A 17,053-nucleotide genomic window follows, 5' to 3' on the forward strand; every position below is an offset into this window, starting at 1 on the left:
CGAGCACGACATGACATGACATGACGTGACACGCCACGACGCGCAGAGACAGGCAGGAGTGTCGGCCATGCCCGCATCTCGCGCACGACGCCTGCGCGCCCGGACCCGGCAGGGTTCGCCCCGGATGTCGTGGACGGCGTTCTCGTCGGCGGCACCCGGTGAGGCCGCTGACGGCGTGCTCGGCGGCGACGCCGGCGGGGTTGTCCGGCTGCGGGCGGAAGCCGCTGACCGAGGGGTTGCCGAGGAGGGAACCGCGCTCTCGCGCCGACGGAGAGAGCGGGCGCGTCCTGCCGCGCGAGCGGGGGAGCGGTCGGCGTCCGCGCTCTCGACATGCCGATCACGGGCGACGTAGGTTGCGTAGAAAGCGGTTTCCCCCGTCGTGCCCTCCGTGTGAGACCCAAGGACGCCTCGTGACCGAACACAGTCCCATCGACCAGAACCCGACGGCTCCCCAGCCCGCGGCGAGCACCAGCACGGCGGCCGGACCGGGTGTCGTGCCCGCGTTCGCGCCACCCGTAGCCGACCGGCCCCGGCGCCGGTACGCGGTCGCGGGCACGGGCCACCGCGCCGGCATGTACGTCAGTGCGCTCACCGGCGACCACGCCGACGTCGGCGAACTGGTCGCCTGGCTGGACCCCAACCCCGCCCGTATCGACTACTACGACGCCCAGGTCGGCCACGCCCTCGGCGGCGACGCCCCCGCGGGACTGCCCCGTTACACCCCCGCCGACCTCGAACGCATGATCACCGAGCAGTCCGTGGACACGGTCGTGGTCACCAGCATCGACCGCACCCACGCGGAACTCGTCGACCGCAGCCTGCGCGCGGGCGCCGACGTCGTGGTCGAGAAGCCGCTGACCACGGACGCCGACGGCTGCCGGCGTATCACCAGGGCCGTCGCCGAGACCGGCCGGGACGTCGTCATGACGTTCAACTACCGCTACGCACCCCGCAACTCGGCCCTGCGGCGGGTCATCGCGGACGGCGCGATCGGCGAGGTCACCGGGGTCCACTTCGAGTGGGTGCTGGACACCGTGCACGGCGCCGACTACTTCCGCCGCTGGCACCGTGAGAAGGCCAACTCCGGCGGTCTCCTCGTGCACAAGGCCAGCCACCACTTCGACCTCGTCAACTGGTGGATCGACGACGTCCCGGCTCGCGTGTACGCGTCCGGCGCCCTGCGCTTCTACGGCGACGCCAACGCCGCCGCCCGTGGCATGGGCCCGCGTCCCGAACGCGGCACCGGGACCCAGGGCGACCCCTTCTCCCTCGACCTGCGGGACGACCCCCGTCTGGAGGCGCTCTACCTCCGGGCCGAGCACCACGACGGGTACCGCCGGGACCAGGACCCCTTCGCACCGGGCATCACCATCGAGGACAACATGTCCGTCCTGGTCGACTACTCCCGCGGCGCCGCCCTCACCTACTCCCTGAACGCGCACAGCCCGTGGGAGGGCTACCGGGTCTCCGTCAACGGCACCGCGGGGCGGGCCGAGTTGACCGTGGTCGAGCGCGGACACATCGACCTCGACCTCGACGGCGACCGCGTCGTGGACCCCTCCGCGGTCCCGGACGCCTCCCTCGACGACCTCGTCCGCCCCGAGGGGCACCGGCTCGTCGTGCAGCGGCACTTCGGCCGCGCCGAGGAGGTCGTCGTCCCCGACGGCATCGGCGGCCACGGCGGCGGCGACGCCATCCTGCTCATGGACGTCTTCCGCCGCGACCTGCGCCTCGGCCCCGATCCGCTGGGCCGCGCGGCCGGTTACCTGGACGGCGTGCGCGCCGTGGCCGTGGGCGTGGCCGCCAACGAGTCACTGCTGACCGGGCAGCCGGTACGCGTCGAGGACCTCCGGCTGGGAGTGCCGCTCGCCTGACCGCGCGATCCGCCCCGCAGCGGTTCCCTCAACCCGCTGCGGTGTCCGCGGTCAGTGCCTCGCGGAGGCGGGTTTCGGCCGCACCGAGGGTCAGCCCGGAGGTCAGCACCCCGGCCAACCGCCAGTAGCGGGACATCACCGGGTGGTCCGCCGCGGCCAGGCGGGCGGTGAGGGCACGGCGGAAGGCGGGGCTGTCACGGGTGCCGTCGGCGCGGGCGTGGGCGGCGACGTAGCAGTCGAGGGCCTCGCCGAGGGCCGGGCCCAGGCCGGTGCGCAGGGCGGCGTCCACGAGCCGGTAGGCCTCGTGCAGACCGTCGTAGAGCAGGTCCGGGTGTGCGGCGGGGTCGGGCCGGTGGGACGCGAGACAGCCGTCGGTGGCGGCCGTCGCCAGGGTGTGCAGGCGGGCGAAGGCGAGGACCTGCTCCGGTGTCGGGTCGTCCGGGACGGAGGGGAGAGCAGCCTCGGTGACCGCCGAGCGGAGGCGGGCGGAGAGCCGGACCGGCAGCAGACGGCGCCAGTAGTGGGCGAGCGCGGCCGTGCTGGGCGGGACGCCGACCGCCCCGATGGCCGCCAGCCGCTCCGCCCGCTCCTCCGGAGCGCTCTCCGCGAGCACCCGCAGCGCGGCCTCCCGCCAGCGCAGGGCGGCGAGTTGCGCCCCGGTGTCCGCCAGCCTCCGCGCCACGACGGCCTCCAGTGTGTCGCCGCGGTCGAGGACACGCCCGATCTCGGGCACGGGCACGTCGAGGGAGCGCAGCGAACGGATCATGCGCAGCCGGGCCGGCGCGTCGGGCCCGTAACGGCGGTGGCCGCCGCCGCTGCGTCCCGCCTCGGGCAACAGGCCCTGGTCGGAGTAGAAGCGCACGGTCTTGACCGTGGCCCCCGTCCGCGCGGCGAGTTCGCCGATGCTCAGGGTGCCGTCGTCCGCCGGGGGGCGATCGTCCGTCACGGCTTGAACCTCCCTCTGGGGGAGTTCCTAGCGTACCCGTGTCCGACCCACCCCTTGGAGGCGCTGATGTCTGTATTCGTCCTGGTCTCCGGCCCGTTCACGGACGGCCGGATCTGGAGCGGCGTGGCCGGCCGGCTGCGGGAGGCGGGCGCCGCTGCGCACCCGGTGACGCTGAGCGGGCGGCCCGACGCCGATCTGGAGACGCACATCGAGGACGTGGTCCGGCTGGTCGACTCCCTGGACGCGCCGGACGCGCCGGACGCGCCGCAGGTGGTGCTGGTCGGCCACGACTACGCCATCCACCCGGTGCTGGGAGCGGCCGACCGCCGCGCGGAGCGGGTCGCCCGGATCGTGTACCTGGACGCCGGACTGCCGCAGCACGGTGACCCGGCGCTGGCCCTGGTGCCGGACGCGAGAGTCCACGAACTCCTGGGAGCGGACGGCGGTTCCGGGCCGGTGCCGCCGCCGGGGCCGGACGAGTGGCAGCGCTGGGGCAGCACGGAGGGGCTGTCCACGGAGCAGCTCGAACTGCTGACCCGGCTGGCCGCACCGCAGCCCCCGCGGACGCTGACGCAGCCGCTGCGGCTGACGGGCGCCGCGGCGGACGTGCCCACCAGCGGCATCCTGTGCACGGCGGGAGGAGTGACCGTCGAGACGATCGAGGCTCTCGTGCACACGGGTCCGCCGCAGTTCCGTGAGCTCGCCCGTCCGGACGTCGGCTTCCTCGAACTGGCCACCGGCCACTGGCCGATGCTCTCGTCCCCGGACGCGCTGGCCGGCCTGCTGCTCCGCGCGGCCGCGGGCGAGGGCCGGCGGCTGACCGCGCCCGAGGGCGGGACGGCGTTCGCCCGTCCCTTCCTGCTCGACGGCCCCGACGTCCCAAAGGTCACGCGCGTACGGCACGGACGGGTGGACCTGCACCTGCCGCCGGAGCGCGCGGAGGCGCGGGGGCCGTGGCCCGCCGTGCTGTTCGTGCACGGCGGCCCCGTGCCGCGCGACCTCGTCCCCACGCCGCGCGACGCGCCGATGTACGTCGGCTACGCCCGCTGCGCGGCGGCTGTGGGCGCGGTGGGCGCCGTCGTCGACCACCGCCTGCACGGCATCACCGACTACGCGCGCGCCGCGGACGACGTGACCGAGGCCGTCCGGCTGCTGCGGTCCGACCCCCGCGTGGACGCGGACCGCATCGCCCTGTGGTTCTTCTCCGGCGGCGGACTGCTCGCGGCGGACTGGCTCGCGGCCCCGCCCGCGTGGCTGCGCTGCCTGGCCCTCACCTACCCGATCCTGTCCCCGCTCCCGGGCTGGGGCGCCGTCGGCGACCGTTTCGGCCCGGTCGCCGCACTGCGCGCCGACGGCGCGGCACCGCCTCCCCTGGTGCTCACGCGGGCGGGCCAGGAGACACCGCAGATCGCCGCCACGGTACGGGAGTTCACGACCGCGGCGGAGGAGACGAGGACCCCGGTCGACATCATCGACGTGCCGCACGGTGTCCACGGCTTCGAGACCCGCCCCCCGACGGACGAGTCCCGTGCCGCGGTGATCCGGGCCGTGCGCACGGTGCGCGCCCACCTGGGGTCCTGACGGGCCGTCACCCTCGTCGGCGGCTCCGTCGGCCATGGTCCACGGCGACACCGCGTGCCGGTCACCGTCCGGGTGAGGCGTGGAGGTGTCGGGAGACGCCCCCGGTGGCATTCCCTGGGAGTCGAGTCGAGTCGAGTCAAGTCAAGTCGCGGCGACGGCCCGGCACGGTCGACCACGACGGCGGCCGCGGCGTGTACTTCCCGGACCCGGCGGGGCACTTCCCGGAGCTCGTCACCGTTCCGTACGGCGGCCGGGCCCCCGCGCCGCGCTCCTGAATACCGGGATGCCCCGGCGGACGGCCGTCGGGTACCGTGCGGGCCATGCCGAGCCCCGAGTCGTCCGAGGTGGGGGCCGCCGGTCACGCCGTCGGCCCCCTGCACCCCTGAGTCCGTGAGCCTGCCGGCCTGCCGCACCGTGTGCGCGGCGGGCCGGACACGTGCGCCCACCGGGGCCGACCGCGGTGACGAGACGTCCTCCTGCACGTTTCTCATCACCTCGGAGTCACTCGATGCCTCTTCCGCTGTACCTGCTCGCCGTGGCGGTCTTCGCCATGGGCACGTCGGAGTTCATGCTCGTCGGCCTGCTGCCGGACATCGCCCCGGACCTGGGCGTCACCGTCGGGGCGGCATCCGCCCTCACCTCGGCCTACGCGGCCGGGATGATCGTCGGTGCGCCGCTCGTGGCCGCTCTGGCCCGCGACTGGCCGCCGCGGAGCAGCCTCCTCGCGTCCGTCCTCGTGTTCGCGGCGGCCCACGTCGTCGGCGCCACCACGACGGCCTTCCCGGTCCTGTTCGCCACCCGGATCGTCGCGGCGCTCGCGAACGCGGGGTTCCTCGCCGTGGCCCTGACGACCGCCGCCGCACTGGTCGCGCCCGACAGGAAGGGACGCGCACTGGCCGTGCTGCTGTCCGGCACGACGGTGGCCACGATCGCCGGAGTGCCCGGGGGAGCGGCGCTCGGCACGATGTTCGGATGGCGGGCCGCCTTCTGGGCCGTCGCCGCCCTCTGCCTGCCCGCGGCCGTCGGCATCCTCACGGGCACCCCGGCACGTCCCGCGCGGAGGGACGAGACCGCCGCGCCCGTCCTGCGCGCCGAGCTCGCGCTCCTCGCGCGCCCGCGGCTGCTCACGGTGATGCTGCTCGGCGCGCTGGTGAACGCGGCGACCTTCGCGGGCTTCACCTTCCTCGCCCCCGTCGTGACCGGCGCCGCCGGCCTCGCCGGACCGTGGGTGCCGGTGGCCCTGGCGCTCTTCGGCGCCGGCTCCTTCGCCGGGGTCACCGTCGCCGGACGGCTGTCCGACCGGCGCCCCCGGGCGGTCGTCGCCGTCGGCGGTCCGCTGCTGCTCACCGGCTGGCTCGCCCTCGCCGTGCTGGCCGCCGAGCCGGCCGCCCTGCTCGTCCTCGTGTTCGCGCAGGGCGCGCTGTCGTTCGCGCTGGGCAGCACGCTGATCACCCGGGTCCTGTACGAGGCGGCGGGCGCCCCCGCCATGGCGGGCTCGTACGCCACCGTGGCGCTCAACGTCGGCGCCGCCACCGGGCCGCTCGTCGCCGCGCCCACGCTCGGCACCGCGGCCGGGCACCGCGGGCCGCTGTGGATGAGCGGACTGCTCGTCCTCGTCGCACTGCTCGTCGCGTTCCCCGTCACCGTGGTGCGCGGCCGGCATCGGCTGCCCGGGTGACAGACGGCGCCGCGGCGGTACGGCGGGACGCGCGGGTGGCACCCATGCATGCGGGGCGCTGTGCGACGCGTCCCGTTCCGATCACCGGTGCGGTGCCGACCCGTGGCCCCGCCGGTCAGAAGGAGGCCATACCGATGCGTAGACGACTGGTGTCCGCCGCCGTGGTGGCGGTGGCGCTGTCCGGGATATCCGTGCCCGCCGCGTTCGCCGCCGGGGTGAGCGGCCAGGACGAGACGTTCCTGAAGGGAGCCCACCAGGGCAACCTCGCGGAGATCGCGGCGGGTGAGGACGCCTCGAAGAACGCGACGAGCGCATGTGTGAAGAAGGTCGGCGCCGTACTGGTGCGCGACCACACCAAGCTGGACGCGGACGTGAAGACACTCGCCGGCAAGGTGGACGTGACGCTGCCGGCGTCCCCGACCGCGGAGCAGGAGAAGGAACTGGCCGCCGTGCGGGCCGAGGCCGGCAGCACGGCGTACGACACGGCGTGGCTCACCGCGCAGGAGACCGCGCACCGCAAGACGCTCGCGCTGATCGACCAGGAGCTCGAGGACGGGCAGAACGCCGAGGTCGTCGCCGCCGCCCGGACGGCACGCCCGGTGGTGGCGATGCACCTGGAGATGGTGCGCGGCGGGACCTGCCACGAGGCCGAGGACGCCGGCACGGTCGGCGCCGGAACCGGCGGGCACCTGGCCGCCGCCGACGACTCGCCCGCCACCGTCGGCATGGTGGGCACGGTGACCGGCGGCGGGCTGATCGCCGCCGGCGGAGCCGCCTGGCTGCTGCGCACACGGCGCCGCCCGGCCGGGGAGAACTGAGGCCGTGACACGCCGCCGGCGGGCCGCCGTGTTCCTCATGGTCTGCGGACTGACCGTCTGCGGGCTGGGCGCGGTGGCCGCCGGCTGGCTGACCTGGAGCATGACGCGGGCGCGCCCCGACGACGCGGGTTCCCTGCCCGCCGGCGTGCACCGCGCCGTGTCCGGCGACGCCCGTGAGGCGTCGGCCCCCGTCCGCGTGCACGGACCCGCCGGCCTGGACGCCGCCGTCGTACCGGTCGCCGCCCGGGCCGACGGGGACCTGGCCCTGCCCTCGGACCCCCGCACGGGCGGATGGTGGTCACTGGGAGCGCAGGCGGGCGCTCCCGCCGGTACGGTCCTGATCGCGGGACACGTCGACAGCCGCAGGGGCGGGCTCGGCCCCTTCGCCGCCCTGCACGAGACGCCCGTGGGCGCCGACGTGACGGTGACGGGCGCCGACGCCGAGGTGCGCCGCTACCGGGTCACCGCCCGGCGCACCTACCGGCGCGAGAAGCTGCCCACGGACCTCTTCGCCCGCACCGGGCCGCACCGCCTGGCCCTCCTGACCTGCGCCGGACCCTACGACCGCGGGTCGGGCCGGTACGCGCGCAACCTCGTCCTGTACGCCGCGCCCCGGCCGGGCCGGTTGCCCCGACCGGGCCACTGACCGCCGCGACAGGTGTGCGGCGCGGCCTTCCGGGGACCCCACAGATCATGAACCATCACGAGGACGGCCCCGACCGGGCCCACCGCCGCCCCAAGGGTGTCGGCGACGAGACGGTGGAGGCGCTCGGCTCCCTGTCCAAGGCACTGGAGACGACCGAACGGGCCCGCGGCCACCTGTACGCGTTCCACCAGCTGACCGGCAGTGCCGACCTGGAACTGGACCGGGCCGTGGACCTGCTGCGCAAGGCCGGCCACGAGGAGTGGGCCGACCGCGTCCAGCGGGAGATCCTGGGCCGCAACATCATCCCCGGGCACTGGACGTTCCAGATCGTCGAGGCCTACAACCGCACGTACTACGAGCCGTTCAGGGACCTGGAGCGCCAGGCCCTCGCCGACCTCGTCGACGGCCGCGACCACCTGTACGAGGCCGAGATGAAGGAGGCCCGCCGCACCGTGGGCCATCCCGACCACACGGCGCGCCCGGACACCCCGCGCTAGGCGCCGCGCCGGGCGTCCGGTGCGGCGTCGCGCGGTTCCCCGCGCCCCTCCGAGGGGCGCGGGGCCGTCCGCACCGGACGGTCAGGAGGCCAGTACGGCCCGCCCCGCGGCGATGACGGCCGCGAGTTCCTCGGTCTCCTGCTCGGTGAGGGGGGTCAGCGGCGGGCGGACCGGCCCCGCCTTGATGCCCGACAGGGTCACTCCCGCCTTCACCAGCGACACCGCGTAGCCCGGCACCCGTTGGCGCAGGCGGACCAGGGGGTGGAAGAAGACGCGCAGGAGCGCGTCCACCCGGTCCTGGTCGCCCTCCTCGACCGCGCGGTGGAAGGCGAGCGAGACGTCCGGCGCGAACGCGAAGGCGGCCGAGGAGTACAGCTCCACGCCCAGGGCGCGGTACGCGAGCTGGCTCGCCTCGGCAGTGGGCATGCCGTTGAAGAACTGGAAGGGCTTGCCGGACGCGCTCAGCGCCTCGCGCACGGCGGGGACGACGCGCGCGACGAGGTCCAGGTCGCCGGTGCCGTCCTTCAGCCCGGTCACGGTCGGCAGCCGGGCGACCTCCACCGCCGAGTGCTCGTCGAACCGGGCGTTCGCCCGGTTGTAGACGATCACCGGCAGATCGGTCTCCCCGGCGACCGCCCGGGTGTAGGCGACGAGACCGGCGGCCGGTGACGCGACCAGGTAGGGCGGCATGAGCAGCAGGCCGTCCACGCCGGACCCGGCCGCGGTCCGGGCGAACCGCCGGGCCAGGCCGAGCGAACCGCCGGCCCCGGCGTACACCGGGACGCGGCCTCCCACCGCGTCCACGGCGGTCCGGGTGACCGCGGCGAACTCCTCCAGGTCCAGGGCATGGAACTCGCCCGTGCCGCAGGCGACGAAGACGCCGCCCGGACCGGCCTCCATCCCCGCCGTGACGTGTTGGTGCAGGGCATCGAGGTCGACGTCACCACCGGCGGTGAAGGGGGTGACGGGGAAGAACAGAACGCCTCTGAGCATGAGTGGTTTCCTACCTCTTGGGGCAGCGGTGGCATGCTGGTGCGACTGTGCGGGTGCGACTGCGCCGGTGTTCGTCCGGCGCGGTGGCGCGGTGGTGCGGGTACGGCCGCCGGAGCGGTCATGGCGTGGGTACGCGGTGCGGTGCCGTCCGGGCCTCGCCGGTCCGCACCGTGCCCGTGAGCGGCTCTCCGCGCGCCAGGCGGTTGACGTTGTCGGCGATCTCCTCCGCGCGGGCGGCGAAGGTGCCGGCCGTGTGGCCGGAGTGGTGCGGGGTCCTCACCACGTCGGGCAGTTCGTGGAAGGGCAGCCGGCTCGGTGCCCCGGGCGGGGCGGACCACCACACGTCCAGCGCGGCGCCGCCGATGGTGCGGGCGCGCAGGGCCTCGTACAGCGCCTCCTCCTGCACCACCGGTCCCCGGGCCACGTCGACCAGCAGCGATTCAGGGCCCATGGCGGCCAGTTCGGCCGGGCCGATCAGTCCGCGGGTGGCGGGGCCGAGGGGCACCGTGACCACGACGACGTCGGAGTCGGCGAGCAGGTCGTGCAGCCGGTCGTTCCCGCCGATCCAGTCGGGCCGCAGGTCGGCGGGGACCGGCGCGGAGGGGTCGCGCCGCACGGCGCGCACCCGGAGGCCGACAGCCTGGCACAGCCGTGCGACCTCGGTGCCGGTCTCGCCGAACCCGATGACGCCCACCCGGCGGCCCTGGAGGGTTCTGCCGAAGGGGAGTCCGCGGTCGACGGCCACGTTGCGCCACCGTCCGGCGCGCAGCGCGCGTCCGGCTCCGAGGACGTCGCGGGAGAGCATCATCACCGACATGAGCACGTGCTCGGCGATGGAGCGGCCGTGGCGGTGGGTGGTGCTGACGGTCACCCCGGGGTGCAGCGCGTCCAGGGCGTTGCCGTCGTGGCCGGCGCCGGCGACGTGCACGAGCCGCAGCCGCGCGGCCCGCCGGGCGTCCCCGGCGCCGAGTTTCGTGCCGACGTGGACCTCGACGTCGGAGAGGGCTTCCGCCTTCCGTTCCGCGTCCCGGTCGCAGGCCTCCAGCCAGCCGTGCCGGCCCTCCGTGCGCGCCATCAGCGGCTCGTGGAACCGGCTCAGGATGCGGTGGTCGAGCATGATGCGCACGGGCGGGTCACCACCGGGGGGTCTCGGTCGGGAACGAGGGCTCGAAGCGGCGCATGTAGCCGGTGTCGTCGCGGTCGCGCAGCCCGCAGTCGAGGTACTGCCGGTGCAGCCGGGCGAGCGCGTCCCGGTCCAGTTCGACACCCAGACCGGGGGCCGTCGGCACGGCGACGCTGCCCTCGGTGAACCGCAGCGGGGTCGTGTCCACCACGTCCTCGTCCGGCCGCTTCCAGGGCCAGTGGGTGTCGCAGGCGTACGTCAGCCGGGGGGTCGCCGCCGCCAGGTGGGTCATCGCGGCGAGGCTGATGCCGAGGTGCGAGTTGGAGTGCATCGACAGGCCGAGACCGAAGGTGTCGGCGATCGCGGAGAGCTGGCCGCAGCGCCGCAGACCGCCCCAGAAGTGGTGGTCGGACAGGACGATGCCGACGGCCTTCCTCTCGACGGCCGGGGCGAGGTCGTCGAAGGAGACGACGCACATGTTGGTGGCGAGCGGGGTCGGGGTCCCACCGGCCACGGCCGCCATGCCCTCGACGCCCTCGGTCGGGTCCTCCAGGTACTGCAGGACGCCGTCCAGTTCGCGGGCGACGCGCAGGGAGGTCTCGACGCTCCACGCGGCGTTGGGGTCCAGGCGCAGGGGCAGGCCGGGGAAGGCCTCCCGCAGCGCCCTGATCGCCGCGATCTCCTCGTCCGGCGGGAAGACGCCGCCCTTGAGCTTGACCGAGGAGAAGCCGTACTCGTCGATCATGCGGCGGGCCTGCTCGACCAGGCCCGCCGGGTCGAGGGCCGCGCCCCAGTCGTCGTCCTCCTGGCCGGGGTGAGCGGCCCACTTGTAGAAGAGGTACGCGCTGTAGGGCACGGCGGGGCGCACCGCCCCGCCCAGCAGGTCGCTGACCGGCCGGCCCACGAGTTTGCCCTGGATGTCCAGGCAGGCGACGTCGAACGGCGACATGACCCGGTCCACGGTGCTGCTGCCGGTGACCATCCCGGACATGCCGTCGCCGCCCGGGGTGTCGGTGCCCAGCGCGCGAGTGGTGCGGGCGATCAGGTCGTGCAGGCTCCAGACGTCCATCCCGACCAGCTCGGCCGCGGCGCGGCGCAGCCGTTCGAGGTGCAGCGTGCCGCCGTAGGTCTCACCGATGCCGCTGACGCCGCCGTCCGTGGTGACCTCCACGACGGTGCGCAGCGCGTAGGGCTCGTGCACCCCGACGGTGTTGAGCAGGGGAGGGTCCCGGAAAGCCACGGGAGTCACGGTGACGTCGGCGATCGTTGCGGAGGTGTCTACCACGCAGGCCATCCTCATATGTAGTCGGCGTTCTCATTTGTAGACAGGGCCTGTGGTGCTGTCAATGGTCGTGACCGGACGCGGGAAAGTGCGGGACAGCGCCCCTACGGCACCGGCGTCAGCAGCACGCCCTCGGTCATGAAGCGCTCGAGGTTGCGCAGGGCCAGATCGCCCATGGCCTCGCGCGTCTCCCGGGTGGCGCTGGCGATGTGGGGGAGCAGCACCACCCGGTCCGAGTCGGACAACGCCCGCGGGACGTGCGGCTCGTCGGCGAAGACGTCGAGCGCCGCGCCCGCGATCCGGCCCGACGTGACCGCCGCGACCAGGGCTTCCTCGTCGACGACGCTGCCCCGGGCGACGTTCACCAGGTAGCCCTCGGGGCCGAGCGCGTCCAGTACCGCGGCCGAGACCAGCCCCCGGGTGCCCGCGCCGCCCGCGACCGTGACGACGAGCGCGTCGCACTCCGCCGCCAGCGCCTCGGCGGTGGGCGCATGACGCCAGGTCACCCCGCGCACGGGGCGGCGCGAGCAGTAGGCGACCCGGATGCCGAAACCCTCGAGCCGCCGCGCCACGGCCCGGCCGATGCGGCCCAGGCCCAGGATGCCCACCCGCTTCCCGCTCACCCGGGTGGCGAGCGGGAAGGGCGCGTCCGCCCAGTGCCCCGCGCGTACGTACCGGTCGGCGGCGGACAGCCGGCGCATCACGTCGATCAGCGCGCCGACGGCGAGGTCGGCCACGCAGTCGGTGAGCACGTCGGGAGTGTTGCTGACGTCGATGCCGCGGGCCCGGGCGCGGGCCACGTCCGTGGTCTCGTACCCGACGCCGAAGTGGACGATGGCCCGCAGCCGGGGCAGCGCGTCCATCAGGGCGTCGTCGACGCCGGACCGCGCGCTCGTCACCGCGGCCACCACGTCCTGCGCGTGCTGGGCCAGCCGGGCGTCCGGGTCGGGCGGTTCGTGCAGGCGCACCGTCCGGTAGCGCTCGGACAGGGCCTTCTCCAGGGAGGGGAGCAGCGGGGACACCTGGAGCACGGTGCCCGTGCCGCCCGGGGTGGCGGCGGGGACGGCCGCGGCGGTGACGGAATCGGACATGGGAACACTCCCGTCGTCGTGGGGGCTGCCGGTGACGGTGTGCGTCGGATCGATCCGTCGCTGCGCGCGTCTTGACGCTGCCGTGACGCCGGTCTTGGCTTCGGCGTTCACAGATACGGACCGGGTACGCAGTTGTAGACAGCTGGTGGCGGCTGGACCGTACCCCCCTGATCGGAACGCGACACATCAGCACTCCCCCCGGAGACATGCCGACGATGAAGTCCTCCGTCTCGACCACCCCCCGCCCCGCCCGCGGGCGGCGCCCCGTACGACCACCGCGATGCTGCTGGCGGGCTCCGTGCTGATGTCCGGCGGGTGCGCCGTGGCAGGCAGCGCGGGCGGCGACACCGGCCGTGCCGACGGCAGCACCCTGCGGGTGGTGCTCACCCAGGGACCGACGACACCGGAACCCTGCGAAGCCTCCCTGACCGGCACCGGCACCGGCGTCGTCCGGTCCGACAGCACCGGGCCGCTGGTCGAACGCGACCCCACCACGGGGGAGTTGCACCCCCTGCTGGCGACCGGCTGGGAACGGACCCGCCCCCGCACCTGGACCTTCGAGACGCGCTCCGGGGTGACCTTCCAGAACGGCGCGCCCTTCACCGCCGAGGACGCCGCCTTCTCCATCGACCGGGCGGTCAACTCCGACCTCGCCTGCAACGTCGAGGGTTACGTCCTCGGCGACGACGACCTGGAGGTGGAGGCGGTGAGCGACACCCGGCTGACCGTCACCACGAAGGAACCCGACCCCATCCTGCCGCTGCGCGCCGCCGGGAGTGGCGGCGGGCGCGCTGCTCGTGGCGGTACTGCCCGCCCGCCACCTCGCGCTCCTCATCGCCGGGGTGGTCCTCGTCGGTGGCGCGGCGAGCGCGGCGGGCTTCGTGCCACGGCAGCGGCGGCGCTCCGTGCTCCTGGCCGGCCTGGCGTCGGGCCTGATGGGCACGGCGACGTCCATCGGCGGCCCGCCCATGGCGATGGTGTGACAGCGGCTGAACGGGCCGGAACTGCGCGCCACCATGAGCGCGTTCTTCCTCGTCGGCTCGCTGATGAGCCTCGCCGCGCTGACGGTGGCCGGCACCGTCGGGACCCACGCCCTGCAGCGCGCCGCGCTGCTCGCTCCCGCGGCCGTGGCCGGAGTGCTGCTCTCGCGTCCGCTGACCCGCCGGCTGAACCCGCGGCGCACCCGGGCGGTGGCCACGGTGCTCGTCGTCGCCGGTGCGTCGGTGCTGGTGGCGCGGCAGTTCGTCTGAACGGCTCTCCCACGCACCCCGCCGCTTGAACTAGGGTGCTGCCTTCCGAGGCGTGCCCGAGGGCGGCCGGCCCGCACCACCGGGCGGTCGCGGTCACGCCCCGTTCCGGAGGGAGCGAACGCATGCCGTCCTACGAGGTGACCGCCGCGAGCGCCGCGGAGATGCCCAGGTTCAGGGAATGGGCCGACGCGGAGGGCTGGAACCCCGGCCGGTCGGACGTGATCCCCTTCCAGGCGGCCGACCCGCGCGGCTTCTTCCTCGGCCGGCTGGACGGTGAGCCGGTGGCCTCGGTCTCGGCCGTGCGCTACGGCACGGACTTCGGGTTCATCGGGTTCTACATCTCCCGTCCCGCGGTCCGCGGGCAGGGCTACGGCATCCGGTTGTGGCAGGCCGCGACGGAGCACCTCGCCGGCCGCAACGTCGCCCTCGACGGCGTGGTGGACCAGCAGGAGAACTACCGCAGGTCGGGCTTTCGCCGGGTGTGGAACCACGTGCGGTACGCCGGTGTGCCGAGGGGGGCGGAGGCGTCGGCGGGCATCCGGCTCGTCGACGGCCGCGACGTACCCTTCGGTCAGCTGGCGGACTACGACCGGCGCTTCTTCCCCGCGGAGCGTGAGGCGTTCCTCTCCCTGTGGGTCGGTCTCCCGTCGCACAGGTCACTGGCCGCCGTACGTGACGGACGCCTGGAAGGATTCGTGGTGATGCGCCCCGCCGCGACCGGCTTCCGCATCGGCCCGCTGCACGCCGCCTCCCAGGACGTCGCCTCCGCCCTGATCCACGGCCTGGTCGGCGACGCCCCGGAAGAGCCGGTCGCGGTGGACGTGCCCGACGTCAACGCACCCTCCGTCGCACTGATGCAACGCCTCGGCCTCAAGCCCACGTTCGAGTGCGCCCGGATGTACACCGGCCCGACCCCGGACACCGACCACGCCGGCGTCTTCGCCACCACGACGCTCGAACTGGGCTAGTCGCCGCCGCCCCCTCCGTCGGAGGAGCCGTCGCCCCAGGAGCTTCCGCCGTCGTCTCCGCCGTCGAACGACCAGCGGCCCCTCGGCCTGCCTCTCGAAAGCGCGCGGAGCAACGCGAAAGCGACGACCACGATGATCACCGCGTACCAGACGGTTTCCATGGAGTGCCCCCGTGACGGTCGTGCAGATGTGACGGCACGATGCCCCGACGGCACTGTGCGGACACGGCACTTGAGGTAGTGCAGAGCTTCGCGGGGCAGACTGGTGCCATGACGAAGTCTTCCGTACCGTCCGCCCGTCACGCCTTCTCGGGTTCCCTGCTGTCGCTGTGGTCACAGGACTCCGTGCTGTCCATCGGCTCCGTGGGGTCGGTGCTGTCCATCGGGTCCGTCGGTTCCGCCCTGTCGGTCGGCTCGATCGGCAGCGCCCTCTCGGCCGGTTCGATCGGCTCCGCCCTGTCGCTGGTCTCGGCCGGGTCGTGGCTGAGCACGGGATCGCTGTTCTCCGCGCAGTCACGGTGGTCGGTGCTGTCCGCGCGTTCCTCCCGCGGCCTGCTGTCCGCCGGAGCGGTGGCGGCGGCGGCCGGAACCGCTCTGCTGCTGACCCGGACGCTGCACAGGGCCGACGCCGGGACCGGCGGGCGCTGACCGTCCCGGTGCGGTGTGCCGCCCCGGGACGGGAGGCACCCGGAGGCGGCCGCTCCCGCGCCGACGGCGACGAGGAGACAGCCGCCGACGCGGTTCCCTGCGGCGGCGCCGGGCGGGACGGCCGAACACCCTCCGCGGCAGCCCGAGGAACCTCCGCGCGAGACCGTCCCGGCGGCCGGAGCGCGTGACGGCCTGCACCGCGGTGCCCTCGGCGGCGGGCTCCACCGGAGCCGCTACCGGTACGCGCGGTCCTGGTCGGCGAGAGCGGCGAGACGGGCGCGGACGGCGCCGGCCTCGGGGACCCCGAGATCGGTGTACAGGTCCAGGGCGTCCGCCCAGTGGTGCCGGGCGGCGGTCAGATCGCCGGTGACCTGGTGGGCGGCGGCGATCCCCTCGTGGGCGCGGGCCTGCTCGTACCGTTCCCCCGTCTCCACCGCCAGGGCCAGCGCCTCGGCGTGCCGGGCGTGGGCCTCCGCCGTCCGGCCGCTCGTCCGCAGGGCCTCGCCCAGGCCGTTGAGCGCCTGGACCTCGACGGGCCGGTAGCCGGTGTCCCGGGACAGCTCCAGGGCGCGGCGGTGATGGTCCACGGCCTGTTCGCCCCGGCCCTGCCGGCAGCGGGCCACTCCCAGATGGGTCAGCGCGTAGCTCTGGCCGATCCGGCTGCCGAGGCGCTCGAAGAGGCCCAGGGCACGGTGGTGGTGCTCCACGGCCCGCTCGACCTCTCCCCGGCGGCAGTAGGACACGCCCAGGTTGGTGAGCACATAGCCCTGGCCGACCCGGTCGCCCTGCTGCTCGAAGAGGGCCAGGGCGAGGTGCAGGTGCCGTACCCCCTGCTCGAAGTCCCCCTGCAGGCCGAAGACGGTGCCCAGGGAGGTCAGCGTGTAGGCCTGGCCGTCCCGGTTGCCGGTCTGCCGGAAGATGTTCAGGGCGCGCCGGTGGTCGTCGGCGGCCTGCGGGTAGCACCCCTGCCGCCAGTGCACCAGACCGAGGTAGTACAGGGCGGACGCCTGGCCGTTCCGGTTGTCCGTCCGGCGGAAGAGTTCCACGGCGCGGAGGTGCTCGTCGACGGCCTGCGGGTAACGCCCCTGCCGCCAGTGGGCCATGCCCAGGTGGGCCAGCGCGGCGGCCTGACCGTCCAGGTGACCGGTCTGCCGGAAGATGTCGAGGGCTTGGCGGTGGTGGCCGACCGCCTGCGGGTAGCGACCCTGCCGCCAGTGGACGAAGCCCAGACCGGTCAGCGCGTAGCCTTCGGCGTCGGGGTCGTCCGCACGGCGGGCGGCGTGCAGGGCATGGGTGTGGATGGTCAGCGCGACGACATAGTGGCCGCCGATGTCCAGGTAGCGGAAGAGCGCGGCGGCCAGCTCACAGGCGTGGCCGTGCCAGCCGTGGTCGGCGGCGTGGGCGCAGACGGCGACCAGGTTGGCGCGCTCGTCGCCCAGCCAGGTCCGCGCGGCCTTCGGGTCGTCGACCGGCGGGGCGGGCGTCACCGGTGCGGGACGGAGCGACCGGGGACGCGGGTCCAGCCGGTGGTGGCCGAGGGTGGTGGTGGCGGCGGTGGCGGCGGCCAGGTAGTGGTCGAACAGGCGGGTCAGCGCGGCGTGCCGGTCGGGTTCGGGGTCGGTGGTGGCGGTCAGTTCGGCGGCGTAGGCGCGCAGCAGG

General features: G+C 74.7%; 17 protein-coding genes and 1 pseudogene. 11 read left to right on the forward strand and 7 right to left on the reverse strand.

The genetic code is table 11. The annotated features are described in order from the left end of the window. Window positions 1-410: 410 nt before the first annotated feature. Window positions 411-1,874 (forward strand): Gfo/Idh/MocA family protein, encoded by a 1,464-nt coding sequence (locus IEZ04_RS25880; RefSeq protein ID WP_229821280.1) that lies wholly within the window; start codon window positions 411-413, stop codon window positions 1,872-1,874. 28 nt (window positions 1,875-1,902) lie between these two features. Here IEZ04_RS25880 and IEZ04_RS25885 read toward each other — a convergent pair whose 3' ends face one another. After that, the gene (locus IEZ04_RS25885; protein ID WP_189219355.1) at window positions 1,903-2,820 is read right to left on the reverse strand and encodes a helix-turn-helix domain-containing protein; all 918 of its coding nucleotides are present in this window, start codon (window positions 2,818-2,820) and stop codon (window positions 1,903-1,905) included. Window positions 2,821-2,886: 66 nt separating this feature from the next. Here IEZ04_RS25885 and IEZ04_RS25890 point away from each other — a divergent pair, with 66 nt between their 5' ends. From IEZ04_RS25890 to IEZ04_RS25910, 5 genes are all read left to right on the forward strand, one after another. Further along, the gene (locus IEZ04_RS25890; protein ID WP_189219356.1) at window positions 2,887-4,401 is read left to right on the forward strand and encodes an alpha/beta fold hydrolase; all 1,515 of its coding nucleotides are present in this window, start codon (window positions 2,887-2,889) and stop codon (window positions 4,399-4,401) included. A 508-nt stretch (window positions 4,402-4,909) separates the two neighbouring features. Beyond that, entirely contained in the window at window positions 4,910-6,079 is a 1,170-nt protein-coding gene (locus IEZ04_RS25895; RefSeq protein ID WP_189219357.1) for a Cmx/CmrA family chloramphenicol efflux MFS transporter, read from the forward strand. Between the two features lie 134 nt (window positions 6,080-6,213). After that, window positions 6,214-6,897 carry a DUF4142 domain-containing protein gene (locus tag IEZ04_RS25900; protein ID WP_189219358.1) on the forward strand — a complete coding sequence of 228 codons (684 nt, stop codon included), beginning with the start codon at window positions 6,214-6,216 and terminating at the stop codon, window positions 6,895-6,897. A gap of 4 nt (window positions 6,898-6,901) precedes the next feature. Then, window positions 6,902-7,543, forward strand: a complete 642-nt coding sequence (locus tag IEZ04_RS25905) for a class F sortase (RefSeq protein WP_189219359.1) — start codon at window positions 6,902-6,904, stop codon at window positions 7,541-7,543. 47 nt (window positions 7,544-7,590) lie between these two features. Next, window positions 7,591-8,040: a hypothetical protein gene (locus tag IEZ04_RS25910; protein WP_189219360.1), complete on the forward strand. Its 450-nt coding sequence runs from the start codon at window positions 7,591-7,593 to the stop codon at window positions 8,038-8,040. An 81-nt stretch (window positions 8,041-8,121) separates the two neighbouring features. On the opposite strand, the gene IEZ04_RS25915 is transcribed toward IEZ04_RS25910, so the two are convergent. From IEZ04_RS25915 to IEZ04_RS25930, 4 genes are all read right to left on the reverse strand, one after another. After that, window positions 8,122-9,033, reverse strand: coding sequence for a 5-dehydro-4-deoxyglucarate dehydratase (locus IEZ04_RS25915; protein ID WP_189219361.1), 912 nt, complete (start codon window positions 9,031-9,033; stop codon window positions 8,122-8,124). 118 nt (window positions 9,034-9,151) lie between these two features. Continuing rightward, a complete protein-coding gene (locus IEZ04_RS25920) occupies window positions 9,152-10,150 on the reverse strand; it encodes a 2-hydroxyacid dehydrogenase (protein ID WP_229821282.1) in 999 nt (332 codons plus the stop codon). A 16-nt stretch (window positions 10,151-10,166) separates the two neighbouring features. Further along, on the reverse strand, window positions 10,167-11,450 hold the full coding sequence (locus IEZ04_RS25925) for a glucarate dehydratase family protein (RefSeq protein WP_373296360.1): 1,284 nt from the start codon (window positions 11,448-11,450) through the stop codon (window positions 10,167-10,169). A gap of 92 nt (window positions 11,451-11,542) precedes the next feature. Next, complete coding sequence (locus IEZ04_RS25930) at window positions 11,543-12,529, reverse strand: 2-hydroxyacid dehydrogenase (protein WP_189219364.1); 987 nt, start codon at window positions 12,527-12,529, stop codon at window positions 11,543-11,545. 304 nt (window positions 12,530-12,833) lie between these two features. Between IEZ04_RS25930 and IEZ04_RS25935 the strand changes: the two are divergent. The 4 genes and pseudogenes from IEZ04_RS25935 to IEZ04_RS25950 form a co-directional block, all read left to right on the forward strand. Further along, window positions 12,834-13,229, forward strand: a pseudogene (locus IEZ04_RS25935) (ABC transporter substrate-binding protein); the annotation flags it as partial. Window positions 13,230-13,326: 97 nt separating this feature from the next. Further along, window positions 13,327-13,512, forward strand: coding sequence for a hypothetical protein (locus IEZ04_RS25940; RefSeq protein ID WP_189219385.1), 186 nt, complete (start codon window positions 13,327-13,329; stop codon window positions 13,510-13,512). Window positions 13,513-13,545: 33 nt separating this feature from the next. Further along, the gene (locus IEZ04_RS25945; protein WP_189219386.1) at window positions 13,546-13,779 is read left to right on the forward strand and encodes a hypothetical protein; all 234 of its coding nucleotides are present in this window, start codon (window positions 13,546-13,548) and stop codon (window positions 13,777-13,779) included. Window positions 13,780-13,901: 122 nt separating this feature from the next. After that, window positions 13,902-14,747 (forward strand): GNAT family N-acetyltransferase, encoded by an 846-nt coding sequence (locus tag IEZ04_RS25950; protein ID WP_189219365.1) that lies wholly within the window; start codon window positions 13,902-13,904, stop codon window positions 14,745-14,747. On the opposite strand, the gene IEZ04_RS25955 is transcribed toward IEZ04_RS25950, so the two are convergent. Continuing rightward, window positions 14,744-14,908, reverse strand: coding sequence for a hypothetical protein (locus IEZ04_RS25955; RefSeq protein WP_189219366.1), 165 nt, complete (start codon window positions 14,906-14,908; stop codon window positions 14,744-14,746). The two genes, IEZ04_RS25950 and IEZ04_RS25955, sit on opposite strands and share 4 nt — an antisense overlap. A gap of 108 nt (window positions 14,909-15,016) precedes the next feature. Between IEZ04_RS25955 and IEZ04_RS25960 the strand changes: the two genes are divergently transcribed. Beyond that, window positions 15,017-15,394: a hypothetical protein gene (locus IEZ04_RS25960; RefSeq protein ID WP_189219367.1), complete on the forward strand. Its 378-nt coding sequence runs from the start codon at window positions 15,017-15,019 to the stop codon at window positions 15,392-15,394. Between the two features lie 233 nt (window positions 15,395-15,627). Here IEZ04_RS25960 and IEZ04_RS25965 read toward each other — a convergent pair. Continuing rightward, window positions 15,628-17,053: tetratricopeptide repeat protein (locus IEZ04_RS25965; RefSeq protein WP_189219368.1), on the reverse strand; the 1,426-nt coding region annotated here is incomplete at its 5' end.

The organism is Streptomyces ruber (assembly GCF_014648075.1).
GTDB classification, from domain to species: domain Bacteria; phylum Actinomycetota; class Actinomycetes; order Streptomycetales; family Streptomycetaceae; genus Streptomyces; species Streptomyces ruber.